Raw genomic sequence first — 25,887 nt, forward strand, 5'->3', positions numbered from 1 at the left:
AAGATGAATAATAAAATTAAAACATTTAAAGAATTTTATCAATTGTATCTTGCTGAACATTCTAAATTAGGAACACGCATCTTTCATTTTTTAGGAATTTTAATTATTCTTTTGGTGCTATTTTATGTCCTTAAATCGGGTAAAGAAAGGTTCCTATGGTACATTCCGATTGTTGGATATGGACTTGCCTGGTTGAGTCATTTAATCTTTGAAATGAACAAGCCTACCAGTTTTAAATATCCACTATGGAATTTCCTTGCCGACTTTAAATTGTTCTTTGAATTGTTGACAGGAAAACAAAAATTCAAAATCTAGCAAGACTTATATTCTTCAACATAAAAAAAGCCAACTCCTAAAAGTTGGCTTTACTATTTCAAATCTTTGATTTCAAATTTATTGTTTAATATGCTCCATTTGCTGAGTTGCAGCCATTGAAACCATTAAATCATTTAACAAAGTGCTCGCTGAATTAGGCGAATTCGGTAGTAAAACCAAACTGCTCTTATTCGTAGAACCAATTGCTTGTAGCGTATCATAATGCTGCGTTACCACAATTAAAGCAGAGGCTTCCTGCGCATTGATATTTGCTTCGTTTAACATTTTCACAGATTCTACCAAACCGGCAGCGATTTCTCTACGCTGATCGGCAATACCCTGACCCTGTAATTTTTTAGATTCTGCTTCTGCTTTTGCAACAGCAACAATTCTAATTTTTTGGGCTTCAGATTCGTATTCTGCGGCAGTTTTTTCACGCTCTGCAGCATTAATCCTGTTCATCGCGTGTTTTACTTGTTCGTCTGGATCAATATCCGTTACCAAGGCTTTGATGATATCGTAGCCATAACTTTGCATCGCTTCCTGAAGTTCTCCTTTTACAGCAATTGCAACGTCATCTTTTCTTACGAAAACGTCATCCAGTTTCAACTTTGGAACTTCTGCTCTCACCACATCAAAAACGTAAGAAGTAATTTGGTTTTCCGGATTTTCTAATCGGTAAAATGAATCTGCAACTTGAGACGCAATAACCTGATACTGAACAGAAACTTTCATTCTGATAAACACGTTATCCAAAGTTTTGGTATCGATAATTACATCTAACTGCTGAATTCGCAAGTTCATTCTTTTTGCAACCTGGTCGATGAATGGAATTTTTAAATGCAAACCCGATTGGCGCACCGTGTGAAATTTACCTAAACGCTCTACAATTGCTGCTGTTGCCTGCTTCACTGTAAAGAATGAGGCAAATAAAACAACCAGCCCGAAAAAGATAATAAATCCTAAATAAGTCATTGGAATTTTTTTAATGGTTTTTATTAAATCATTTTGATTTCCGATAAAGATAATTAAAATTTGGCGAATTTACATCGTCATTCCAATATCAATCCCTTTGATTTTTCGGTAAAGGTCAGTGGCAAAATTATCAGTCATCCCCGAAACAAAATCGATGACTCCCAGAACCTTTTGATAATCACTTCCCTCTTCATAAATAAACTGTTTTGGTAAAAGTTTCAGGGCCATTTTATCATAAGATTTCCGTTCATCTTTCGGTGTTAAAATCGATGGAATAAAATGATCGAGTAATTCATACATTACATTATAGCCGGCGTTTTCTATTTCGATGACATTTTTGTGATTGTAAATTTTATCGATGGAAAAGTTTTCAATTTCCTGCAAAGAGGGATTATCCATTTTATAAATATCGAGCAAGGCTTTATCTAAAGTTCCATGCATAATATCCATAAAACGTTCCTGATAAATCTGAATGGATTTGTTAATTAAAGCATTGATGACTTTCGCCCGCAAATAAGAAATCCGTTCGTTGGCATTGGTCAAAATTGCCAACTTATCTTCTACCCTTTTCGTGTTTTGGTTTTCTGATTTAATGAGTTCAAAAAACAGATTTTCACAATCGCTGGTTGAAACAATTCCCAGTCGGTGCGCATCTTCCATATCGATGATATTATAGCAAATATCGTCTGCGGCTTCGACCAGCCACACAAAAGGATGACGTTTGAAAATCGTAGGCTCATCACTTTCCTGATGTAAATGCACCGATTTTGCAATATTCAGAAAAGTTTCTTTTTCATTTTGAAAAAACCCAAATTTCTTACGGTGAATAATTCCCTTTTTCTTCGCGATCGCTTCACAAGGATATTTTGCAATACTCGCCAAAGTGGTGTAAGTTAACTGAGTTCCACCTTCATCTTTTCCGATTTGTTGGTGCGTTAAAACCCGTATTGCATTTGCATTTCCTTCAAAATTCACCAGATCTGCCCATTCCTTTTCATTGAATTTTCCTTTTAAATCTTTTTCATTTTTCTCAAAATAACTGGCAATGGCATCTTCACCCGAATGTCCGAAAGCAGGATTTCCTACATCGTGACATAAACAGGCCGCGGCGATGACATTATGCAAGTTATGCTGATAGAAATTCTGGGCGTTTTCATCTAAATCTTCTTTAAAATTATTAAAGATAAAATCTCCCATAGCAGAACCCAAACTTCTGCCGACAGAAGAAACCTCTAAAGAGTGCGTGAGGCGGTTATGCACAAAAACACTTCCAGGCAAAGGAAAAACCTGAGTTTTATTCTGTAATCTCCGAAAAGAAGCAGAAAAAATAATACGGTCAAAATCTCTTTGAAAATCAGTACGCGAAGCCGAAGTTGCCGGATGATTTCCGGTTCGCTGATGGGTAAATAGGCTGTTTAATATCATAATATTAACCCAAAAATAAGTCTTAAATTTAACTAATAAAAGTTTTTAATATGAAAGTTTATATTTTGCTGTTGCCTTTTATCCTATTGTCCTGTAATAAAAGTTCCGAGACTAAGATTGACTCCAAACAAAACACCGAGCAACAATGCTTTATACTCAACGAAGGAATTAATTACGATGATGCCGTAAAACCAACGGATCCTCCTACGCACGAAGAAATTCTGAGAAATTTGCCGGCTCATATTAAAATGACAGATCTTACGGATTTTCAAAAATTTAATTACGATTTAAAAACTACGGAAGCACTCCAGGCAACAGAAAAGAACTATTTTGACTCTCCAGAATATCAGAAGAAATTTGCAGAATGGATTGCAGCCCTACCGGAATTTAAGTATTTATCGCTTCAAGAAAATTATGCTTTGGCCAAAAATAAATATGGATTGTGGATTATTGAAAAAAATAATTCTGATTTCAAACCTTACTTTTTAGGATTAACCCAGAACGTTTATCTGCCTAATTTTTACGGGAAAGACCAAAAATTTCTGCTGGAAAATCATTTTGTAATGAATGGAACTTTGGTTGATATTCAACGTTTATCCAGAGTTCCGATGTTGCCAAAATATGAAGTGATTAAAGATGGCGTTCAGTTTTCCATTAATTTAAATGATATTAAAAAAGACAGTGACAAAGATGGTTTCAATGATTTGTTTGAAAAATTCGTAAGATTAAATCCAAATGCTGCAGATACGGATGGTGACGAAATTTCTGACTTTAATGATGCTAATCCTAAGTATAAATCGGGTACTGATAAATTTACAGCGATGTATGAAACCTTAGTTGACCATCCGAAATCATCATCAAAATATTCATTTGTAGAGATTCTTACCAACTGCGAATATTTCCAAGCGATTAATCCAAAAAATATAAAAGTTCTGGTTTATAATACGACCGAGAAAGCACCGATAAAAGAGGATGTTTTGGATCATTTCTTCCCCGGGAAATACAGCAAGATGAAAACGTATAAAAACTACGATGACGTTTACTTCACCGATTTTTCTGACCCAAGTGGCGACGGAACTTTATCTGCCGAATTTGTTAATGGTAAATGGAAATTTGATAAAAAGTATACGGTGGAATTTGGGATGTGAGAATAGTTGATGGTTGATAGTTGATAGTTGATAGAAATATAAAACTAATATTAAAACCCCAGGTTTTTTAGAAGCGGGATCTTGCAGCCCGACTTGAACGGAGCTCTTTTTATGGAATGAAGTGGAATAAAAAAGCGGGAGTGGAAGGCGGAAATGTCTGCCCAAATAAAAAATAAAATTATTTCGAAAACATTTCCTGCAAAATTTCTAATACTTCAGTTTGCTCATTTTCTGAAAGTTTAGCTAATTTATTTTTAAGTCTGGATTTATCAACGCACCGAATTTGATCCAATGCAATCTGCCCTTTCTTATTCTTTACCAGGCAATTTACTCTGGAAGGATAATTTTTCAGAGTAGAAGTTAAAGGTGCGATGATTACAGTATTTAAAGCTTCATTCATTTCATCAGGCGACAGAATTACGCCGGGTCTTGTCTTGCTAATTTCAGAACATTTTGTAGGATCAAATTCTACAAAATAGATTTCAAATCTCTTTACCATGTCCATTCTTCTTCATCAAATTGATTAGAAAAAGTCATTTCATGATCATTATCTTTCAAAGATCCTGCTTGCAAGAATTGCTCTTTCCAGTTCGTTCGCACATCTGATACTTTTTCAATTAAAATTTTGCCATCTTCAACCACCAATTGTAATTCATCTTCGTCCTCAATATCAAGTTGCTCCAAGATTCTTTTACTTAGAATGATTCCTGATGAGTTTCCTATTTTCCTTAATTTAGTTTTCATAAAAAATATTTTATTAAAGTTATAACAAAATTATAACATTAGCAAAAATTAAATAAAAAAAAATTCCTGAAGATCACTTTCAGGAATTTTGTCTTTATGAATTTTTGATTACATATAACTTTCGATTGGTGCGCAGGTACACACTAAATTTCTGTCGCCATACGCCTCGTCAACACGGGAAACGGATGCGAAGAATTTCTGATCACGAACCCAGTCCAAAGGATAGGCCGCTTTTTCACGGCTGTATGGTCTGTCCCAAGTATCGGAAATCACGACCTGTTCTGTATGCGGTGCATTTTTCAAAACGTTATTTGCGGTATCATATTTACCTTCTGCGATTTCATCAATTTCTCTTTTAATTGAAATTAATGCTTCAGCAAAACGGTCTAATTCTGCTTTACTTTCAGATTCAGTCGGCTCAATCATTAAGGTTCCTGCTACTGGGAAACTTACTGTTGGAGCGTGGTAACCGTAATCCATCAAACGCTTTGCAACATCGGCAACTTCAATTCCAAGTGGTTTAAACTGACGGAAATCAATGATACATTCGTGCGCAACTCTTCCTTTTCTGTTCGAATAAAGAACGGGGAAATGCTCTCCTAAAACTTCTTTCAAATAGTTGGCATTAAGAATCGCATGACCTGTCGCTTTTTTCAAACCAAAAGTTCCTAACATTTTGATGTAAGCGTAAGAAATATTTAAAACCAAAGAAGAACCGTAAGGCGCTCCAGAAATGGCATCAATTGATTCTTTGGTTCCGATTTTAATGTTTGGATTGCTCGGTAAGAATTTCACCAAATGTTCGGCAACACAGATCGGACCAACTCCAGGACCACCACCACCATGAGGAATAGCAAAGGTTTTGTGTAAGTTCAGGTGACAAACATCGGCACCAATATTTCCTGGTGAAGTGTAGCCGACCTGGGCATTCATATTCGCGCCATCCATATAAATCTGTCCACCGTGGGAGTGAATCAAATCTGTGATTTCAATAATATTATCATCAAAGAAACCGTAAGTTGAAGGATAGGTAATCATTACTGCAGCAAGATTGTTGCTGTGCAATTCGGCTTTTGCTTTTAAATCTTCGAAATCAATTTCTCCGTTTTCAAGATTTTTCACCACCACTACTTTCATACCGGCAATTACGGCAGAGGCAGGATTGGTACCGTGTGCAGATTGCGGAATAAGAGCGATGTTTCTGTGACCTTCGCCGCGGGATTTGTGATATTCACGAATCACCATTAAACCCGCATATTCTCCCTGCGCACCAGAATTTGGCTGCAATGAAGTTCCGGCAAAACCTGTGATTTCTGCTAAATCTTTTTCTAATTCTTTAATTAAATACTGATAACCTCCGGCTTGTTCAGTTGGTACAAATGGGTGAACACTTCCCCACTCTGACCAAGATAAAGGCAACATTTGCGTTGCAGCGTTCAGTTTCATGGTACAAGAACCGAGTGAAATCATCGAATGCGTAAGCGAAAGATCTTTTCTTTCCAAACGCTTGATGTATCTCATCAATTCGGTTTCTGTATGGTATTTGTTGAAAACTTCTTCTTTTAGAATTTCGTCGGTTCTTAAAAATTCCTGTGGAATTTCAACCTCATCTTTAAAGATAAGTTTAAAACTTTGTTTGTCTAAAAATCCTGCAAAAGCATCAAATAAATATTGAACTTTTGCCATGGTTGAAGATTCATTTAAAGAGATACTTACGATACCTTCTGAGAAATAATTAAGATTTATTTTTCGGTCCCGCATAACGCGCATTAACCTGGTTTTATCATCTTCATGAATTCTGAATTTCACGGTATCGAAAATTGGTTCTTCTACAATATCATAACCCAAAGTAGCCAATCCGTTTCTTAAGGCAATCGCTTTAAAATGAATTTGATCGGCAATAAAATTCAGGCCTTTTGGTCCGTGATAAACAGCGTACATTCCTGCCATTACGGCTAACAGAACCTGTGCTGTACAAATGTTCGAAGTTGCTTTTTCTCTTTTGATGTGTTGCTCTCTTGTTTGAAGCGCCATTCTTAAGGCTCTCTTTCCATAAGCATCTTGGGAAACTCCGATAATTCTACCCGGAAGATCTCTTTTGTAGTCATCTTTACAGGCAAAAAATGCAGCATGAGGACCACCGTAACCCATCGGGATTCCGAAACGTTGTGTAGTTCCTACGGCACAGTCTGCGCCCATATCTGCAGGTGATTTTAATTTCACTAAAGCCATTGGATCACACGCAACAACAACTTGTATTTCAAATTGTTTGTAGTATTGAATGCATTCTGAATAATCTAAAACAATTCCGTTTTTACCCGGATACTGCAATAAAACTCCGAAATAAGAATCATTGAATTGATGCGTTTTATGGTTGCCCACAATAACATCGATTCCTAAACCTTCCGCTTTTGTTTTCAAAACAGCAATCGTTTGTGGAAATACTAAATCTGAAACAAAGAATTTCTGTGCACCAGATTTTTTTTTATCTTTGGTTCTGCTTTCAAAGAACATGTGCATTGCTTCAGCCGCAGCAGTTGATTCATCTAAAAGTGAAGCATTTGCTATTTTGAAACCTGTTAAATCACAAACTACGGTTTGAAAATTTAAAAGTGCTTCTAATCTACCCTGCGCAATTTCTGCCTGATAAGGCGTGTAAGCCGTGTACCAGGAAGGATTTTCTAAAATATTACGTTGTATAACACTTGGCAAAACAGTGTTGTGGTATCCGAAACCGATATAGTTATCGAACATCAGATTTTTACTTGCCAGATCTTTGGAATGTGCTAACATTTCCTGCTCCGAAAGTGGCTCTGAAATGTTGAGTTCTTGCTTTAACCGAATAGAATCCGGAATGGTTTGACCAATTAATTCTTCCAAACTCGCAACGCCTACTTTCTCTAACATTGCTTGTGTATCGGCTTCATTCAAAGAAATGTGGCGATTTACAAATTGTGTGGTATTCATATATATTTACTAGATTTATTTCTGAAATAAAGGTTCGTAAAAATACAAATTTTTACGCATTACCACAATTGATAAATCTCATTTAGTTAAGATGATTGACCGATTTGCTGATCTGCAAATGGTACAAGACTTTACGTTCTAAAATATATCTTACCCAAAAAAAATGTTTTATAATTTTAACATTTCTTATTTTGATTTATTCTAAATTAAATTTACATTTGCAACATGAATGGTCAGATTATCCCTTTTAAAGTATCGCCCCTGATGCCCTTTAGTGAAATTAAAGAGGAACTGTCTTGTGGTAAAAAGAATTGCTGTAAAAAATTTAAGAAAGGAAAAAGATGCAAAAAATGTCCCGGACGTCTTAAAATGGTTTAAGTTTCTTCTAAAGAAATTTTAAATTATCTGTTCTTAAAAATTGCTACGATAATGATGGCAATAAAAAGAAGGAACAGAAAAATTCGGGCACCTCTGGACATTCCTTGAGGATTAGTTCTGGTAGGTTTTTCCGGTTTAAATAAATTCTCGACATCACTTCTAAACTCCTCACTTTTATTCTCGAAGATCTCTGAAATCGTAATTCCCTGAACGATTGTTTTATTCAATAGTGAATTGGTCACATGCAATAACAGTTGAAACTTTCCATCCTGAAACTCTGTAATCCTGATTATTTTCTCACCATAACCTTTCTGCAAACCAAATGGTAAGACTTTCACAATGTCCGCATTTTGAGTTTGCCACGAAACAATCACTTCTTCCCCTTTTTGAACACGCACTTTATTTACCGTAAAAGATTTGATGGCAGGCGGCAGATTCGGTCGGTAACTTCTTTCTTGGTGACTTAAATTATCATCGTAGATCCTGCGTTTTTCAGCATCGATGAGCATTTCATAGGCTTCCTTAATTTCCATGAAACGGATTTCGAAAAAATCGTCGTCAGGATTTTTATCGGGATGGTATTTTAAGGACAGTTTGCGGTACGCTTTTTTGATGTCTTCTTCTGAAGCATTTTCTTTGACACCGAGAAAATAATAGTAATTTTTCATGCGAATCGGGCAGCGTATTCCGGCCTGCGTAATTGGAACAGCAAAAGTAAGAAATTAAAAGTGTTCCGCCTTTGATATGAGCCAAAATAAATCCCAAAAAACCAAAGCCATGCAATCGGCATGATTTGCATGGGAAGCCGTTCTTTATACAGATAAGCCATTTCCTGTCCGGTAAAATCTGCTTTAAAAAGATGGATATGTTTCTTAGAAGAATTGATATTCGCAAAAAATATTACGATGAAAAACAATAGCAACAAAAATGCCGTACTTTCCCGAAGCGCGGGAATCATCAAACCAATTCCGGCAGTAATTTCTAAAATTCCCGTGAAGTGAACGAGGAACATTTTTGCCGGAATGATCTCAGGAATCATCATCACCATTCCTTTCTGATATTTAAAATGAATGACACCTGTAAAAACCATGAACACCCATTACCAAACTCCCAGAAAAGAGAAAGTCTCAAAAACGGAATACTAATCTGGGGACAATTAACGCAGGAACAAATGTTACAGCACTAATGGATAATAGTTTCATTAGCTTTCGGCAAGATTTTTCAGCATCGCAAAACCTTGATTAAAACCGTTGTTCATATGTTCCTCATACTCACCATTAATATGAGTTATCGCGCGGACTTCTGTTGTGTTTTCATCAATGGATCGCAGAAAATATTTCTCTTCAGCACCGCTCCAGTCTTTCACTTCTTTGCTTTCGGTATCTTCTACTCCATCTTTTAGCGTTCCCAAATGTCGGAAAACAACTTCATGCGGTTCATCTAAACTTTCAATGGTCGAGACCATGCCATTGCCGGCTTTATCCAGAAAGTAGGTTTTTCCGCCTATTTTCCAATCGGATTTCATTTGAGAATCCGGCATGAAAAACTGGGTCCAAATTGGGTAGGTTTCCTGATCCCAAAGCAAATCCCAAACTTTCTGAATGGGCGCATTGATATGAATTTCGTAATTTAAAGTTTCCATAATTTTCAATTTAAATTCTTATTCTTTCTCTGAAAGTTCTTTTATTTTCTCAAAATTCTGCGGATATTTAGAATTGAAGAAATCTACAAATTCATCTAAAGAATTTACTTCTGCACATAAGAGCGTTCCGCTTTCGCTGGGTTCTAAAATATAAGTTACTGTTGGATCTTCCCAATTCTGGGGACTTAATTCTCCATTTAAAATCCAACCTAAATGTTTCATCGCCAATTCCTTACCCGGATAATTTCTTGTAACTAAATTATACATACCATTATTATCCTGGTCAAGAAACCGCATCGTACTTCCTTCTTCCCAATTTCCTTCAAAATAAGTTCCTTCATTTAATGCAGAAGCCCAATTTCGTTCAGAATCCTGAGTAAAAAGCACCTCCCAAACTTTCTCGGCCGGAGCGGTAATCTGTATTTTAAAAACTAAGAGTTTCATGTCTTTACTGTTTCTAATTTTCTACGAATTGTAAGCATTTTCTAAATCTGAAATCTCAATTTTCTGCATGCCCATCATGGCTTCTACTACTTTTTGGGCTTTTTGTGGGTGATCGAAATCATTCATTAGTTCTAATAACCGTTTAGGAACAATTTGCCAACTAACACCGAACTGATCTTTCAACCAACCGCACATCGACGGTCGGCCGCCATCTGCAATGAGTGAATCCCATAAATGGTCGGTCTGTATTTGATCTTCTGTCATGACGACCATAGAAATTCCTTCATTAAAATCGAACTGATGATCGTAAGAATTATCCATACAGAAGAGCGAATAACCATCAATCTCGAAATGAGCATGCTGAACATTTTGAGCGATTTCATGACTTTCATTTCCTTCTCCATATTTTAAAACACCTGCAATTTTAGAATCAGGAAAAACCGAAGTATAAAAATCCATGGCTTTCTGCGCTTTTCCGTTGTTGTGATGAATGAACATCAATGTTGGAATAATTTTCTGCTCACTTTTTTTATCTGATAAATTAATTTGCCAGGTTACGCCAAACTGATCACGAACCCAACCGTATTTTTTCGACCAGGGATATTCGCCCAGATCCATTAAAACAGTTCCGTTTTGAGAAAGTTTTTCCCAATATTTCTGAACCTCATCTTCGGTATCACAAATAAACATGAAAGAAATAGAGGCATTTTTTTCGAACTGTGGACCGGCATTAAGAAACATCAGTTTTTGCCCAAATAATTCCAAATTTAAAACGACAGGAGTATCAGCGGTAATTTTCCCACCAAAAGTTTCGCAGTAAAAATCGGCTGCTTCTTTTCCGTTACCATTGAACCAAAGGCACGGGAATATATTATTGTTCATATTTTTTAAATTAAAAAAACAGCATTAAAAAATGCTGTTAAATGTATTAATTATTCTCGACATATTTATGGAAACGGTCTAAAATTGCATACCAACCTGTTCGCTGCATTTCTCTGGAATACTGCTCTTCCGGTTCAAAAACCTGAATAACTTCTGTCGCATTTTCATCCACTTTTTTAAAAATGACTTCAATGGTTCTGCCGTCTGTCAAAGTACTTTTTACATATTCTTTATCTTTAATTTCCAGAATATTTCCAGAGAAATTATATCCGAAACTTTTATCTTTAAATTCTAATCGATAATCAAAAGAACCACCTTCGCGGAAATCAATGTCGGCTTTTGGGCAATGCCAGTTCGGAGTGGTAAAATTCCATTTTACAATATGCTTTGGATTGTAAAAATAATCCCAAACCTTTTGAATGGGTTTTAGAATTGTAATGTTAATAGTTATGGGCTCCATATAGATTATTTTTTATAAAAATACGGAATAATTTTTAAATTTTCTAAAATTGCAGAAATAGGTGTTTAATGATTTTCTACATGTTTATGAAAATTATCAAGAATTGCGTACCAACCTTCCCGTTGCATTTCCATAGGTTCTGACGGATCGGGTTCGAAAATCTCGGTTACTTTCGTTGTAGATTCATCAATTCTTTCAAAAAGGACTTTTACTGTTCTGCCATCTTCTAAATGATAACTAATTTTTTCAAAAGGGTCAACCTCATCGTAAATTCCTTTAAAATCAAAACCGAAACTTTGGTCTTTTGCTTCCATACGGTAATTGAATTCGCCGCCAATTTGCAAATCATTTTCGGCGTTTGGGCAAGTCCAGGTTTCACTGGCAAAGTTCCACTGAGCGATGTGTTCGGGTTGGGTAAAACATTCCCATACTTTTTCAACGGGTTTCAAAATTGTTATTTCTATTTTTATAGGTTCCATAGGTCCAAATTTTAATTATAAGTACTATCATTAAACAAAAATTCTTGTCAGTTTTTAGACCTGACAAGAATTTCTATCAATTATTCTGGGGTTATTTTAAAGCGTTCAAAGCCGCTTCATAATTCGGTTCCTGTGCAATTTCCGGTACTTGTTCTGTAAATAGCACTTTTCCGTTTTCATCTGCCACAATTACGGCACGACTTAACAAACCTGCCATTGGAGAATCTGAAATTTTAACGCCATAATCATCACCAAAAGTCCCGCGGTAATCTGATAAATTAACCACATTATCCAAACCTTCGGCTGCACAAAAGCGGTTTAAGGCAAAAGGCAAATCTTTAGAAACATTTAACACTACTGTATTTTCAAGACCAGAAGCCTCTTCATTAAACTTTCTTGCAGCAGCCTGACAAACACCCGTATCGATACTTGGGAAAATATTGAAAATGGTTTTCTTACCAGAAAAATCTTGGTTGGTTTGTTCTTTTAAATCAACATTCACTAATTTAAAGTCTTTAACAGAACTTCCTACTTCAGGTAAATTACCGATTGTGTGAACTGGGTTGCCATGTAATGTAATATTTGCCATAATTTTATTTATTTATATTGATTCAAAATTAGGAAAATTTTCATCAATCAAGGAATGTTGAAAGTTAAATTAATCTTAATTAAATGTATTCATTGGGTAAAAGATATTATCCTTTTTCAATTTTTTGTAAAACTCCGACGATTTGATTTGCGGACATAAAGCCATTGTATTGAAAAATAATTTCATTCTCTGGATTTAAAATTACCAAAGTCGGATAAGAAACTTGACCCTCGATATTTCCTAAAGATGCGGCTAATTCATGATAACCCGTTTTAAAGCCGGTTGGATGAAATCTGAAAACACTTCCTGCAAAGTTGATCTCTTCTTTTTCTTCACCATTAAGATCAGCGAAATAGAATTTCTCACTTAATAATTGCTGCACGTTTTTATCTTTAAAAGTTTTACTCTGCATCGCTTTACAGTAATTGCACCAATCGGTATGAAGGAAAACCACTACATTTTTCTGTTCTATTTTCTGCAACTGCTCAACACGCTCAAGAGGATGGCTTTTCATTTGTGAAAAAGCCATCATTGAACTCAAAAAACATAATACAATAAAAATCGTTTTTTGTAAACTTAACAGTGATTTCATCATCTTACTTTATATTAAATCTGACTCCTAAAAACGCACGGATTCCCTGATTGGGTGCGTAAACATAATTAGGATCAAAGGTTAAGGCATAAGGATTCCCAGGTGTTGCGATTGCTTGTCCATTTGAATCAAACTCGACTTCTTTGTCAAATGGATCATTGGCTCTGGAAATAATAAAAGGATTTCCTTTATTGGGAGTCCAATTTAAAATGTTTTTTACGCCTGCATAGATTTCAAATTTCTGAAAACCATTGTAAGTGAACTGAATATTCTGAATACTCCACCACGGCGAATAAGGTTTCCTTGGATCTAACTCGCCTAACAAAGGCAAACGCATTGGACTGTAAATATTTCCAGTATAATCGATGGTGGTATTCCAAGGTCTGATTTTATAAGAAACTGCCCAAGTTCCCATAAATTTTTCGGTTAAGATCTGATGTTCTGTAAATCCATTTGTTGTAATGGTATTTTCCATTACAGTTCCCCCTAAAATAAATTTTAAACCATTAGAAAAATTAAGTTCTGAATTCAAACTGAAACCTTTACTGATTGCATGTCCATCAATATTATCATAAATAATCTGAGAGGTATTTGTTTCGTAATCAGGTACAATTCTATTGGTAAAATACGTATAGAAAGCACTGGCATCTAAAGTCATATTAGAACCAGTACCGAAATACATTTTTTTAATATAATTGAGGTTGGCGTTATAGGATTTCTCCGGTTTTAAATCATTCAAAACAATTACATCTCTTGCTCCAGTCAAAGCAGCATGATCTTCGGTAAAGAGATTCACCACTCGGAATCCCGTTCCGACATTCAGTCTAAAAATATTATTTTGATTGATGGACCATTTATAAGCCATCCGCGGCGTAAAAATATTTCCGTGGATATTATTGTAATCATAGCGGAAACCTAAAAGCAATTTATGATCCTCGGCTAAAGCAATCTCATCTTGAATGAAAACTCCGGGAAGCCAAGTTTTTTCGGGCTCATTTTCTCCTAATCCGTTTGATGTTCCGGCGGTATTGTCGTCATAGTAAGTATAACGAACTGCTGCACCTGCCAACAAATCGTGATTTCCTAATTTCTTGTCCCAAGTCAACTGACCGAAAGCAATTTTTTGGTTTGCGATATAAGAAGTTTCGCCATAACGGCTGTCTTGATCGTGATTCACCAAAGAGAATCCGAAAAACATTTTCTCGTTAACCGGCAACTGATAATTTCCAAATAATTCTGTGCGGTTGGTATAAATACTTTCACCATAAATTTCATCGCCGCCCCGATAAGATTTATTCCAACGCATATCGCCGCCCCATCGGTCTTCGTACATATATCGACCGGCTACGGTAAATAAACGGTTTTCTTTCCGTTGGAAATTCCATTTTTGAAATACGGAAATTCGATCCTGTAAAGTAACATCGGTAAAATTGTCGTGGTTATTATCGCTTTTATTTTGATAATTAAAATAATTAATTCCGGTGAGCACTTGCGCTTTTTTCCCCGCATTAAATTTAAAACCAACATCTACATTATATTCTCCCCAAGTTGTAGAAAATAAATCAGCATTAAATAAAGGTGCATTTGTTGGGTTTTTAGTAATAATATTAATTAAGCCACCAACTGCTTCACTTCCATAAAGAGAAGAGGCCGGACCTTTAACAATCTCAATTCTTTCTACCAATGAATTTGGAATTCCCGACATTCCATAAACGGTTCCGAGTGAACTTACGATCGGCATTCCATCAATCAAAACCATGGTGTACGGGCCTTCTAAACCATTAATATGAATATCTCCGGTGGAACAAATATTACAATTCAGTTGTGGCCTAACTCCATTTACATTTTGTAGAGCATCGAAAATATTCGGTGTTGGATTTTTCTTAAAATAAGTTGGCGAATAAACTTCCACCGCCACGGGACTTTCAGATCTGCGCACGGCTTTTAAAGTTCCTGTAATCACAACATCTTCAATATCGGTTGATTTTTCATTTGAAATCAATGGAATATCAACGGTAAGATCTTCTTCTTTTAGTTTTACCGTTTTTGTAAATGGCACGAAACCATCTAATCGGGATTTCATTTTATAAGTCCCAATCGGAATATCTGTAAATCTATAAACACCCAAACTATCGGAAAATGCAGAATAATCTGTTCCTTCTAAATAAACGCCGACAGCAGTTTTTGGTATTCCTTCTCCGGTAAGTTGACCGGTAATTGATGCATTTTGTGCAAAGTAAAAACCTGCAATCATCAAAAATCCAAAAGATAAAAATCTTCTTCTCATTAAAAAATATTTAAGTTATGCATGCAAAACTACTAAAGTTAGATTAATCTAACAAATAAATTAGAAAAGAATATCATTTAACTTTAAACAAAAAAAGCAGGAAATTAATCCTGCTCAAATATTTAAAAAGTGTGTTTTTAATTACATTGCTTTTTTGAACCTCATCATAACGACGTCATTCATTAAAAGTTCCAGTTTACCATCAGTGGTCATTCTATAACTGGTAACTTCACTCATTGATTTCAAAAATACTACTTCCCCATCACCGCAATATCTCATGGTTGTAGTTGCAGGTACGGCAAACGAAATCATCTTTCCATTCAGCGTATAATCAGTGTTGTAACCATTACAACCCGTAGTTCCAGAAACTGTATTTGTTGATTTGTTAAAAGTGATCGCTGGTTTTTCATCTGGAAATAATCCCTGGAACGTGATTCTTGGTCCAGTAATATATTCTAATTCCCATGCATTGTCATATAATTTTGAACTGTCGCCCATCATATTTGCTGAACATGACATTAGAAATACTGAAATGAATGCGATTAATAATAATGTTTGCTTTTTCATAAGAATTTTATTTTTTTGAGATTATTACAGAATTTGACATGAATCTCCTTTAAAAGAAACATTCTTTCTGTTCGTCAACGGGTACAACTATCATGCTAGTTTAAAAGAAAAAAAAGAAAAACTGAATCAATTTTTCTTTATTAACAGGTAACGTTATGAGCGCAAGAACATTAAACAACTGTTTAATATTTAAAATAATTTTCTTATTCTTCAATTACAATATCATATTTATCTAAAAGTCCCGAAATTCCTAAGATTGAAAATTTGGCTTTTTTAATTCGGTTATTTTCGGGATCAAGCGAGTAATTATAAGCCGTACGAAAATCTGCTTTATCTAAAATGGTATTGATGAAAATGGCTTGCGCCAGATCGCAGTTGTCAAAAATCACATTGGTCAAGTTGCTTTCTGAAAAGTCGATTTCACGTAACTGACAATTTCTGAAAATGGTTTTTTTAATATTCATCTGGAAGAAAGTCGAATGATTCACCTGACAATTTTCAAACGAAAAGGAAAGTCCGAAGTCATTGCAGGTCTCAAACTGAATTCCCAACATTTTACAGTCTTTGAATTTAACCTCGCGCAAAACCGTTCCATGAAGTTGTGCTAAACTCCAATTACAATCTCGGAATTCACAATCGATGAATTTGAATTCGGTGAGATTGGTTTCTTCAAAATTACAATTGGTGAAAGTGCAGTTTTCATATTCGCCTTTAAGTAAAGGTTCTTGGGTAAAATCGAGTTTGTCAAAAGTGTGGTCTTGGAAAAATGCGTGCGACATAAATCTGCTTCGTTATTTTTTAATGATACTTTTTAAAAAGTTCTGCAAAATTAGTGATTTAGTTCTTTTCGACTGTAGCAACTTAGTACCCTAAAAAGAAAATTTGAATAAGAAATGTTTCCTATTCAAATTTTCTTTAAAACTCCAGTTTAAGATTTTAAAAAAGATTATAACTCAAAATGAGCGATACATTTTTATAAGAACTGTTTACATTCGCATATCCTCTGGCAATATTACGGCTTGTAAAATATCGAACTTCAACCCCATATTTAGAATTGTAACTGTATCCAGCACCAAAGGCAAAATTAGCATAAGCCTTTACATCTATATCTTGACTTAACGAATCATCAGCACGCAGCACTTTCAGGGACGAATCTAAAGCCACATCAAAGATATACTGGCCGTTGAGAAATATTTTTGATTTCGAATCAATAAACATATAATGGCGAATTCCAATCGGTATTTCAATCGAATTATAATCAGCAAAAGCAAACAATTTGTTTCCTGCCATATAGTAAGGCTCGGTCATCGTTTCTGCTTTATAGGTTCTATAAGTAGGTTCCAGAATAACTGCCCACTTACTTTTATTGAAAGGAAATACATATTCTAACTCTACTCCAACTCCAAATTCTGTGGTGTTTCCAAAATCAAAAAGATCGCTGGCTGTAGAATTTCTCAATTGCAAAGAAGCAAAATTAACTCTTGGGCGAACTGCCAGGTTTACTTTCCCTGGTTTTTTCTCTACTTCAATAACCTCGTAATTTGGATCAGAACATTGGTTATATTTCGTAAATAAATCAACCAAATTTTTCTGTTGGTAAGGCGTATTATTGATTTGGTTTTTATTCATCGTTCCACAAGCCAAAGCAGTTGTTAATTGCTGTTTGTAGGATTCATTGTAGCCTATTTGATAGAGTTCAACCTGATAAGGTTTGTAGATCAACTGTTTAATTTGATCATCTCCTTTTTGATAAAAAAACTTGTTATCGTTCCCTTCTGCGTACAGATATAAATTCGCCGGACCGCTTACAATTTGTTTTAAAAACAACTGTCGCTGCACCCATTCTGGCTCTTTACTCTCACTTAAGTTTCTAATGTTAATACTGGATTTATCAAAATCAACTGTACTGCTCACAAACTTCGACTGGTCATAGATTTCAAATAATTTCACATCTTTTACAGTGACTGTTTTAATGTCGGAATCTGCTGTTGATTTATATTCAAAGAAAGCGGGATTATTTTTCCAGTCAACATTTTTAATGAGACCTTCGACTCTATTATTAGCATTATCGATGTAATAGGCTTTTTCAAATCTGATTTGTGCAGACAAAATAACCGTAAAAAGTAGGGCAAAAAGTAAAGTTGTTTTTTTCATAAAGTTGAATTAGTTAAGCAGTATTTTAATTGATTGATTACGCATAAAAAACTCTTTTCTATTCACAGAAAAGAGATAACTTTAAAGGACATAAATTACAATTAATATTGCTATAAATTAGAAAAAAATAGCGCTAGAGATTTTTCTTTTTTCTTAATAATTTTAATACTAAAACGATCAAACTTATGAATAGCAAAACGGCTAAAAGAATCAAATAAATTTTCAGATTCTTATTTTCTGCTAAGGCTTGTTTATTCTGAAACTTAAGGTCATTAATAATTTTATCTGGACTTCTAAGTTCGATCGAGTACACATAATCTTCAGGAATTTCAGCATTCATTTCTTTTATATATTCCTTTTGCAAATCCTCTAATAACTGATAATCTGATGCGCTTACCTGACTAAGTATTTTCGTTGCTAAACAATGCGAAGAATAAAAAAAGGTGGTATCTGGCTCGATGTAAGCAAAGATCAAATACTTCCCTTTCGTCCGAAACATTAAATCACAGGAATTAAACTGCTGACCGAAAAAGGTAACTTCGGTACTTTTGAAATTATCACCGGGAGCCTTATAAATTTGATCAATTTTGACTCTGGACAATGCATTTTCAACTTCCATATATCCCGTTTTATACGTGGTATTCACATCATAAACTTCTCCAATAAAAACAAAATCTGCAGATTCAAAAGAAGATTTTATGGTTGGCTCGTTACATTTACAAGCAAAAACTGAAATCGATAAGAATAGAGTTAAAAATAATAAAGTTCTTTTCATTTATTAGATAGATTGTTGCTGAAAATTAATCTTTGCCATTGCAAAATTCACAAGTTTTCTTACGTATAAGAATCTTCCCTTACAATATTGAAACTGATTAACATTGTAGAAAATAGAAAAATAGAAAGTAAAAATAGAGGCATCAAATCGATGGACTTTTTAAAATTTACTCAACTATTGCTTCTGTAAATGCTGTTCTGCTTTTTTCAATAATTTTATGAAATCTCTTAATTCAATGGTCTTAAATCCCATGCCAGTTTGATTAAAAGTGGACTGTGGGATTTTCAGATAATGCTCCCAATTTTTTAAAGTTTGATTGTAAACACTTCCAACCTCAATATTTGTTGAAGTTAAATATTTGAATTTGGTTTCATTCTCAGGTTTTGTAGAAGTATTTTTTTCCAGTTTTTCTAAAGCATCGATAAATTTAGACAAATCCTCTTTTTCCAGAATCGTTGTTTTCTTTGAGATCTGATCGAAGGTTTCGCTGAAAGTCATTAAACCTAAAACCGACAGCGAAGATTGATTGGAAGTATCTTTCAATGTAATTTTTTCAATGGTCAAACCTTTAAATTCTCCCAGAATAATGATCTCCTTTTCAAGAAGCGTTTGCTTTCTGTTGTTGAAATTTTGATAGGTTGGCTTTAAAGGATTATTCAGCGTCTCTTTTATAATCGGTGGTTGCGCATTAAATAAAGAAATCGTAATCAATAAGAAAATAGTAAATAAAAGTCTTTTCATAGGATGATTTTTTAGTGAACTAAAATACTAAAAAAAATGTTTTTAAAACTTACTGTGATTATTAAAGATTTGCTGTTTTTAGAATTTATTCGCGGTTAAATTGTTAATTTAAACACTTTTCTCAAACAGAAAGTGGTTAAAAAACCAGATAAACCTGTACTAATTATTACAATCATTTTGCAAAGATATTCTTTGTTAAAGATGGATGAAAATTGTTGAAAGAGATTTCAGCAATTAGGATAATCGTTTATTTAACAAACAGATATTCAATTTCATCATCGTCGAGGTCTTTAGTTTTAATAAAATTTAAACGTTCCAAAAGTTGAATTGCAGGAGCATTCTCTTTGGATGTAACCGCACCGATTTTGGTTAATCCCATCTCGTTAATTCCAAATTCAACTGCAAGTTGAATCGCCGCAGTCATCAACCCATTTCCCCGAAATTCAGGTTTTAGAACACAACCAAGTTCTCCTACTCCATTTTCGAATCCACGATAATAGCCTAATGTTCCCAATATTTTATTCGTCTTTTTATCTGCAATTCCCCAGTGAATTGATGAGCCATTTTGGTAATCTAAATTAATTTTGTTCTGCATTTCCGCGGCATCTTCAGTGGTAGAAGCCGGACGGGCATTATAGAAAGATATTTCAACCAGATCTGCGATATCATCTTGCTGAATATTTCGCAGAACAATAGTATCTGAAATTAACTCTGGGAATTTTTGATAAGGAGGTAAATTCATTTTGATTAAATTAAAAATCCAGATAGGAAAGCCTATTCGCTTATTGATTCCGGCTTCTCTTCTGCCGTTCTCCATCTCGTTTCTCGCCATTCTTTTTGTTCTTCTTTAGATAAGAATGACCAAGCGATAATTCGACTTGATTTATTTCCGGTTCCGATGGGAATGGTTTTTACCTGAGCAACTTCCAGTTCATTTAAGGTTTTATAAATCCCTTTTAAGTTCGATTGTTTCGAAACTAAAGTGGTAAACCAAAAACAATTTTTAGCAAAGTCCTGACTTTCGATAATCATACTGTGAATGAACTTCGATTCGCCACCTTCGTAAATTAATTCATTGCTGATTCCGGCAAAATTCAGTTCAACTTTTACTATTTTTTTACCTGAAAGATTTTTTACTTTTCGGCGACTTCCTTTTTGCGCTTCCTCAGGTGAAGAATGAAAAGGCGGATTAGACATCGAGAAATCTATTTTTTCGTCGGTATTTAAAATTCCTTTGAAAAGTGATGTTGAATTTTCCTGTAATCTGATGTCGATTTTCCCTTCAAGATTTGAATTTGAATTGACAATATTTCTTGCCGATTCCACAGAATCTTCATTGATATCAGACCCAATAAAATTCCAGCCGTACTCTGCAGCACCGATGATTGGGTAAATACAACTTGCGCCCACACCAATATCTAAAACTGTAATTTTATCTCCTTCGGGCAAATCGCCAAAATTACTTTGACCTAACAAGTCAGCCATATAATGTAAATAATCTGCTCTACCCGGAATTGGCGGAACCAAATTATCTTCGGGGAAATCCCAGTTTTTAATTCCGTAATAATGATTCAGTAACGCTTTATTAAGCAATTTAACAGCAACAGGATTTGCGAAATCAACTGATTCTGCGCCATATTTATTCGTGGTAATATGATCTGCTAATTCAGGAACTGCGATTTTCAAAGCATCTAAATCATATCGTTCCCGATTTTTATTTCGGATATGAAGTCTTACTTTTTCTTGTATATTTTTTTCTGCTGACATAATTAAAGTTGATTTTTTTTGATGAAATTTTGATGATTCAAAATCTTCAATTTCGTAAGTGCAAAGAACGAAAAAAGTATTTACGAATCCTAACAAACATGTTTACCAATAATTATGTTCACGGATTCAATTAAAACATCTTTTAAATTTATTTAATAAAAGTTGGAATTCACTTTATATTTTCTAATTCATCAAAAAACCAAACCAAGAAATCGGTGTTAACATGTATAAAATCATATTGACTAAAAATGGTTTTGCAGGAAATAGCGGTAAATTTAAACTTGATTTTTTTAGTACATCACAAAAAATAATTAACCACAAAAGGCACAAAAGTTTTTCCACTTTGAAGATTAAAAAAACCTCGTATTAAAGGTTAAAAAGGGTGAATGCAATAGCGTTCCACTTATTTTAACTTTAAAAGTATGTTTTTATACTTTCTGTTTTTGTGACTTTTGTGGTTAAAAAATTCAATAATGTTTTTTCTGTCATGTACTAAACTTCAATTTACTATCGAAACAAAAACGCTGTTGATGCAAAACAAAAATTCAAATCGCTGGTTCATTGCAATCATGGGAACGTTGCTACAGGTCGTACTCGGAACGGTTTACGCCTGGAGTTATTTTCAAAAACCAATCATGCTGGAATATGGCTGGACCAACGTGCAAACCATGTGGATCTTTAGTATTGCGATTCTCTTCCTGGGTTTATCTGCCGCATTAGGTGGATTGATTTTGCCGAAATTTGGTCCACGAAAACTCGCCACAATCGGAGTACTGCTTTACGGCTTTGGATATCTAATAAGTGCGTATGCAATGTCGATCAGCAGTTTACCTCTCTTCTATTTTGGCTTCGGCTTTGTTGGCGGAATCGGTTTAGGCTTAGGTTACGTAACGCCTGTCGCCACGGTTTCGAAATGGTTTCCCGACAAAAAAGGATTTATTACCGGAATGGTCGTCATGGGTTTTGGATTAGGTGCACTCATGATGTCGAAATTTATTGCTCCGATTTTCATCAAAATAACAGATGGAAATATGGTTCAGACTTTTCTGTACATTTCTTTAGCCCTTCTGCTCATTGGGATTCCCGCAGGTTTATCCATGAAAAATCCATCGCCTGGTTTTATTCCTGAAGGATATATCGTTCCTGAAAACAAAAAATTCAATCAAGAAATTGAAAATGAATTAACCTTAAAACAGAGTGTACTTTCTAAAAAATTCATTGGAATGTGGTTGGTTTTCTTTTTAAACATTTCCGCCGGAATTATGTTTGTCAGCATGCAATCTCCAATGATGCAGGATTTACTTCTTTTAAAAAATCCGGAAATGAATGTGGAAAATCTTGCAATCGCCGGTGCAACACTCATCGCCATCAGTTCTTTGTTTAATGGAATCGGTAGATTTCTTTGGGGCGGATTATCGGATAAACTGGGAAGAATACAAGTTTTCCGTTTGCTTTTGGGTTCACAAATAATCGTTTTTATTTTATTGATGTTGACCAGTAATCCTTGGATTTTCGGAGTATTAGTCTGCTATATCCTACTCTGCTACGGCGGAGGATTTGGTGCAATGCCGTCGTATATCCTCGATGTTTTTAAGGAAAAATTAATGCCAGTAATGTATGGTGTTATTTTAACTGCCTGGTCATTTGGTGGAATTGTTGGACCACAAGTCGCTGCTTTTATTCGCGATTCCTACACCACGAATCCAGAATTAATTGGCCCAAGAACTTATCTGACCGGAATTATTTTATTGAGTATAGGATTTTTAATTACTTTATTTCTAAGCAATAAAACCATTATTTCAAAAAATAATAAATAGAATTTATTTCCCCAATTCTGCCATATATTTAATGATTGCCAACCTTGAATCAGATCTTAAATCAGTAGAACTTGTAGGAGTTGGATAAATTTTAATGATGTCTGGATTGTCTTTATTTAAAAAGCCCATATTCGCTTCACCACCCGTCATTAAAAAATCTGCAAGTGCAACATGATAGGATTTTTTCGGATTGATGGGCGCATCTTTCAAAGTCCACGTTCTTGTTGCTGGATTATAATTGACAGACGATGAATATTGTAGAAATCCTCCGGAACCGACATTATTTCTTCCCGCTTCTAAAACTTTAGTTAATAAATTTCCGCGCATATCAACTTCCATAATCGCACCACCATAAGGCAAAGTTCGAATAATATCATATTCCGTTACCGGCATTTGAAGGACATCATCAACGCGAATTGAACCGGAATTCAGCAATACCACATCCGCAGTAGGAACGGCTTTTTCCATGGCTGAAACTGCAATGCGGGTTAAATTTGTTTTGCCGCTGCGAATCATTTCTTCCCGACCATCTAAAGGTTCACCTTCTTCTCGAATGACTCTTTTTGCATTGAAGCCAAGCGCCTCATAATTTTTTTCACCAATGTCCATCCATTTTTTTACGACCAAAGCCGTCTCAGGATCTTCTACAACGGTCGTATCAATCATTCTCAATTCGGGAACAACAGAAGTAGTTTTATTTTTCACATCGATGGTGAGGTAATTTACGTAAGCCGACTTTGCGTTTGCATGTGCTTTTGTAATATAAATATCGCCTATTTTTTTAAACTGCATATCATGCTCATGTCCGCCCATAATCAAAGCCAGTCCCGGAAGTCGACGTGCTAAAACACTGTCTTCCTCCACGGCGAGATGGGTAAGCGCAACAACGGCATCGCAAGATTCTTTTAATTGATTGTACCATTTTTCAGCAGCCTCAAATTCATCGGTATAAGAGACATAATCTGCTTTATTAAAGGGTAAAGTCAATCCGATAAATCCGATTTTTGCTTTGGTACCGTCCTGATCCTGAACTTCCATAATATAAGTTTCCGGGAAAGGCTCTTTACCGGACGAAGTTGTTTTTACAAATGGAGCGATGCCTGATTTTGTTTTATGAAAAGTATTGGAAGCGACCCAGTTAAACGTTGACTCATTAATCCTGTCCTGAAGTTCTGCTTCTTTAATATCGAACTCATGATTTCCAAAAACTGCAAGATCTAACCCGGCAGAATTTAAGGATTCAACCATTTGTTTTCCGCGAATGCTTTTGCCTTCATATTTCAAACTGTTGTAAACGGACGGACTTAAAAAGTCACCTGCCATTACCATAAAAGTATTAGGATTTTTGGCGAGTTCCTCTTTTTTTAAAGTGGAGACCCGTGCTACTCCGCCAACCTTGCCACCTTGCATTGGGGCAATTTCATAGACATCATTGATCTGGACAAAAGTGATGGTTATTTTACCATCGTCCACGATTGCATTTGAAGGAATTGTTACCGTTTTACAGGAAACTAAAACCAAGGCAAGAATTGAAGCGTAGAAAGGAAATCTTGTTTTCATAGGTATTTGTTTGAGATACAAGATATTAATTAATAATCAGTCCCACAAATTAAGAATAAAAATGCCCTCTTCATCCTAAAGTCTGCTGGAAAAAAATAATAATTAAAAATTTTAATCTAAAGACAATCTTGTGGTAATGGCAATTCTATTCCAACCATTGATGGCGACAACTGCCATGATTACTGCGGCGAGTTCCTTTGGTGTACATTGTTTTTCGGCCTCTTTGTAAACATCGTCTGGGACATGACCGTTTGTAATTAAAGTCATTGCTTCTGTTAAGGCCAGAACTGCTCTTTCCTTTTCTGTAAAAAGTTCGGTATCGCGCCAGGCATTTAATAGAAATAATCGCTGTGGTGTTTCTCCAAGTTCGATCGCATCTCTTGTGTGCATATTAATGCAATAGGCACAACCATTCATTTGCGAGGCTCTGGTTTTAATGAGTTCATAAAGGATTTCATCTAAACCACTTTGCGCAAGATATTTTTCTAAACCAATCATGGCTTCGTAGGCTTTGGGATCTACTTTTGAGACATTTATTCTGGGTTCCATTTCTTTATAATTTTAAAATTAAATTTGACCTAACAATTTATTTAAAAGCATAGAAAAAATCAGATTTAGGCTCGGCCTATATCAATCAATCCTATTAAATAAGGTTTTTACTTCAGTTCTATCTCAAAAAAACAAACATTTGCATTTTGATAATGCGCTTGCAATTCAGAAGAATCTTTCAACTTTTTCATTCCTAGAAAATTAAAGCCACAATTTTTATAATGGTTGATTAAGCGATCATTTTGTCCGCAGGTATCCATTCTAATGAATTTTTTGTTTTCTTTTTTACCAAATTCTTTCGACCATTCCGCAATGAGTTTTACGAAATTATTTCCTCTAAATTCCGGATTGGTGGCGATACGATGAATATAGATTGCATCATTGTTTTCGCGTTCTTCCCAAATTTGTGCATCGTTATAAGTGATTGCCCAAATGCAAGCTATTTTATGGTCGATCACAATTTTGAACTGTCTGTTTTCGACTACTTCCGTGGCGATAAAATCTTGGTCAAATTCTGGCCAGACATTTCCGGGAAAAGTGATTTTTTGATAATCGGTTGCGAGTTGATAAAGCCTGAAGATTTCTGAAATATCATCGAGAGTGCTATTAGTTATAGTCATAGAAAGAAAT

Annotated in this window: 28 protein-coding genes; 3 read left to right on the forward strand and 25 right to left on the reverse strand. The window is 35.0% G+C overall.

What is annotated here, in order from left to right; all coding sequences use genetic code 11:
- The first annotated feature begins 3 nt into the window (after positions 1-3).
- Positions 4-315 carry a DUF962 domain-containing protein gene (locus tag PUH65_RS04140; protein ID WP_305518504.1) on the forward strand — a complete coding sequence of 104 codons (312 nt, stop codon included), beginning with the start codon at positions 4-6 and terminating at the stop codon, positions 313-315.
- Positions 316-393: 78 nt separating this feature from the next.
- Here PUH65_RS04140 and PUH65_RS04145 read toward each other — a convergent pair whose 3' ends face one another.
- Both PUH65_RS04145 and dgt read right to left on the reverse strand, forming a co-directional pair.
- Entirely contained in the window at positions 394-1,290 is an 897-nt protein-coding gene (locus PUH65_RS04145) for an SPFH domain-containing protein (RefSeq protein ID WP_305518505.1), read from the reverse strand.
- Between the two features lie 69 nt (positions 1,291-1,359).
- Positions 1,360-2,715: a dGTP triphosphohydrolase gene (gene dgt, locus PUH65_RS04150; protein WP_305518506.1), complete on the reverse strand. Its 1,356-nt coding sequence runs from the start codon at positions 2,713-2,715 to the stop codon at positions 1,360-1,362.
- 50 nt (positions 2,716-2,765) lie between these two features.
- Between dgt and PUH65_RS04155 the strand changes: the two genes are divergently transcribed.
- Positions 2,766-3,863 (forward strand): hypothetical protein, encoded by a 1,098-nt coding sequence (locus PUH65_RS04155; protein WP_305518508.1) that lies wholly within the window; start codon positions 2,766-2,768, stop codon positions 3,861-3,863.
- A gap of 178 nt (positions 3,864-4,041) precedes the next feature.
- On the opposite strand, the gene PUH65_RS04160 is transcribed toward PUH65_RS04155, so the two are convergent.
- The 20 genes from PUH65_RS04160 to rlmF all read right to left on the reverse strand — a co-directional run bounded on the left by PUH65_RS04160 (position 4,042) and on the right by rlmF (position 21,331).
- Complete coding sequence (locus tag PUH65_RS04160) at positions 4,042-4,362, reverse strand: type II toxin-antitoxin system PemK/MazF family toxin (protein ID WP_305518509.1); 321 nt, start codon at positions 4,360-4,362, stop codon at positions 4,042-4,044.
- Positions 4,356-4,607: an AbrB/MazE/SpoVT family DNA-binding domain-containing protein gene (locus PUH65_RS04165; RefSeq protein ID WP_305518510.1), complete on the reverse strand. Its 252-nt coding sequence runs from the start codon at positions 4,605-4,607 to the stop codon at positions 4,356-4,358. The genes PUH65_RS04160 and PUH65_RS04165 overlap by 7 nt, the downstream gene beginning before the upstream one ends.
- Positions 4,608-4,715: 108 nt before the next feature.
- The gene (gene gcvP / locus PUH65_RS04170) at positions 4,716-7,574 is read right to left on the reverse strand and encodes an aminomethyl-transferring glycine dehydrogenase (RefSeq protein ID WP_305518511.1); all 2,859 of its coding nucleotides are present in this window, start codon (positions 7,572-7,574) and stop codon (positions 4,716-4,718) included.
- A 401-nt stretch (positions 7,575-7,975) separates the two neighbouring features.
- Entirely contained in the window at positions 7,976-8,620 is a 645-nt protein-coding gene (locus PUH65_RS04175) for a DnaJ domain-containing protein (RefSeq protein ID WP_305518513.1), read from the reverse strand.
- Positions 8,617-9,042: a hypothetical protein gene (locus PUH65_RS04180; protein ID WP_305518514.1), complete on the reverse strand. Its 426-nt coding sequence runs from the start codon at positions 9,040-9,042 to the stop codon at positions 8,617-8,619. The genes PUH65_RS04175 and PUH65_RS04180 overlap by 4 nt, the downstream gene beginning before the upstream one ends.
- A 111-nt stretch (positions 9,043-9,153) precedes the next feature.
- Complete coding sequence (locus PUH65_RS04185; protein ID WP_305518515.1) at positions 9,154-9,594, reverse strand: SRPBCC domain-containing protein; 441 nt, start codon at positions 9,592-9,594, stop codon at positions 9,154-9,156.
- Positions 9,595-9,612: 18 nt separating this feature from the next.
- Positions 9,613-10,038 (reverse strand): SRPBCC domain-containing protein, encoded by a 426-nt coding sequence (locus PUH65_RS04190; protein WP_305518516.1) that lies wholly within the window; start codon positions 10,036-10,038, stop codon positions 9,613-9,615.
- 21 nt (positions 10,039-10,059) lie between these two features.
- Positions 10,060-10,920, reverse strand: a complete 861-nt coding sequence (locus PUH65_RS04195; RefSeq protein WP_305518517.1) for a VOC family protein — start codon at positions 10,918-10,920, stop codon at positions 10,060-10,062.
- Between the two features lie 46 nt (positions 10,921-10,966).
- Positions 10,967-11,380, reverse strand: a complete 414-nt coding sequence (locus PUH65_RS04200; RefSeq protein WP_305518518.1) for an SRPBCC domain-containing protein — start codon at positions 11,378-11,380, stop codon at positions 10,967-10,969.
- 65 nt (positions 11,381-11,445) lie between these two features.
- Positions 11,446-11,859: an SRPBCC domain-containing protein gene (locus PUH65_RS04205; RefSeq protein ID WP_305518519.1), complete on the reverse strand. Its 414-nt coding sequence runs from the start codon at positions 11,857-11,859 to the stop codon at positions 11,446-11,448.
- A 91-nt stretch (positions 11,860-11,950) separates the two neighbouring features.
- Complete coding sequence (tpx, locus tag PUH65_RS04210) at positions 11,951-12,448, reverse strand: thiol peroxidase (protein WP_305518520.1); 498 nt, start codon at positions 12,446-12,448, stop codon at positions 11,951-11,953.
- A 106-nt stretch (positions 12,449-12,554) separates the two neighbouring features.
- On the reverse strand, positions 12,555-13,043 hold the full coding sequence (locus PUH65_RS04215) for a thioredoxin family protein (RefSeq protein WP_305518521.1): 489 nt from the start codon (positions 13,041-13,043) through the stop codon (positions 12,555-12,557).
- A 1-nt stretch (position 13,044) separates the two neighbouring features.
- Complete coding sequence (locus PUH65_RS04220) at positions 13,045-15,327, reverse strand: TonB-dependent receptor domain-containing protein (protein ID WP_305518522.1); 2,283 nt, start codon at positions 15,325-15,327, stop codon at positions 13,045-13,047.
- A gap of 141 nt (positions 15,328-15,468) precedes the next feature.
- Positions 15,469-15,894, reverse strand: coding sequence for an META domain-containing protein (locus PUH65_RS04225; protein ID WP_305518523.1), 426 nt, complete (start codon positions 15,892-15,894; stop codon positions 15,469-15,471).
- Between the two features lie 203 nt (positions 15,895-16,097).
- Positions 16,098-16,673: a pentapeptide repeat-containing protein gene (locus PUH65_RS04230; protein ID WP_305518524.1), complete on the reverse strand. Its 576-nt coding sequence runs from the start codon at positions 16,671-16,673 to the stop codon at positions 16,098-16,100.
- Positions 16,674-16,830: 157 nt separating this feature from the next.
- Positions 16,831-18,048, reverse strand: coding sequence for a tRNA modification GTPase (locus PUH65_RS04235; RefSeq protein ID WP_305518525.1), 1,218 nt, complete (start codon positions 18,046-18,048; stop codon positions 16,831-16,833).
- Between the two features lie 133 nt (positions 18,049-18,181).
- Positions 18,182-18,823: a hypothetical protein gene (locus PUH65_RS04240; protein WP_305518526.1), complete on the reverse strand. Its 642-nt coding sequence runs from the start codon at positions 18,821-18,823 to the stop codon at positions 18,182-18,184.
- 174 nt (positions 18,824-18,997) lie between these two features.
- Entirely contained in the window at positions 18,998-19,564 is a 567-nt protein-coding gene (locus PUH65_RS04245; protein ID WP_305518527.1) for a hypothetical protein, read from the reverse strand.
- A gap of 247 nt (positions 19,565-19,811) precedes the next feature.
- Positions 19,812-20,396 (reverse strand): GNAT family N-acetyltransferase, encoded by a 585-nt coding sequence (locus tag PUH65_RS04250; RefSeq protein ID WP_305518528.1) that lies wholly within the window; start codon positions 20,394-20,396, stop codon positions 19,812-19,814.
- Positions 20,339-21,331 (reverse strand): 23S rRNA (adenine(1618)-N(6))-methyltransferase RlmF, encoded by a 993-nt coding sequence (gene rlmF, locus PUH65_RS04255; RefSeq protein ID WP_305518529.1) that lies wholly within the window; start codon positions 21,329-21,331, stop codon positions 20,339-20,341. The genes PUH65_RS04250 and rlmF overlap by 58 nt, the downstream gene beginning before the upstream one ends.
- Positions 21,332-21,861: 530 nt before the next feature.
- On the opposite strand from rlmF, the gene PUH65_RS04260 reads away from it, so the two are divergent.
- A complete protein-coding gene (locus PUH65_RS04260; RefSeq protein ID WP_305518530.1) occupies positions 21,862-23,148 on the forward strand; it encodes an OFA family MFS transporter in 1,287 nt (428 codons plus the stop codon).
- A gap of 3 nt (positions 23,149-23,151) precedes the next feature.
- Here the strand turns inward: PUH65_RS04260 and PUH65_RS04265 are convergent, their stop codons facing one another.
- The 3 genes from PUH65_RS04265 to PUH65_RS04275 all read right to left on the reverse strand — a co-directional run bounded on the left by PUH65_RS04265 (position 23,152) and on the right by PUH65_RS04275 (position 25,877).
- Entirely contained in the window at positions 23,152-24,708 is a 1,557-nt protein-coding gene (locus PUH65_RS04265; RefSeq protein ID WP_305518531.1) for a bifunctional UDP-sugar hydrolase/5'-nucleotidase, read from the reverse strand.
- Between the two features lie 111 nt (positions 24,709-24,819).
- On the reverse strand, positions 24,820-25,257 hold the full coding sequence (locus tag PUH65_RS04270) for a carboxymuconolactone decarboxylase family protein (protein ID WP_305518532.1): 438 nt from the start codon (positions 25,255-25,257) through the stop codon (positions 24,820-24,822).
- A 107-nt stretch (positions 25,258-25,364) separates the two neighbouring features.
- On the reverse strand, positions 25,365-25,877 hold the full coding sequence (locus tag PUH65_RS04275) for a GNAT family N-acetyltransferase (protein WP_305518533.1): 513 nt from the start codon (positions 25,875-25,877) through the stop codon (positions 25,365-25,367).
- Between the last annotated feature and the right edge of the window lie 10 nt (positions 25,878-25,887).

Origin of the sequence: Kaistella sp. SH40-3 (assembly GCF_030686865.1) — a bacterium.
Classification (GTDB): Bacteria; Bacteroidota; Bacteroidia; order Flavobacteriales; family Weeksellaceae; genus Kaistella.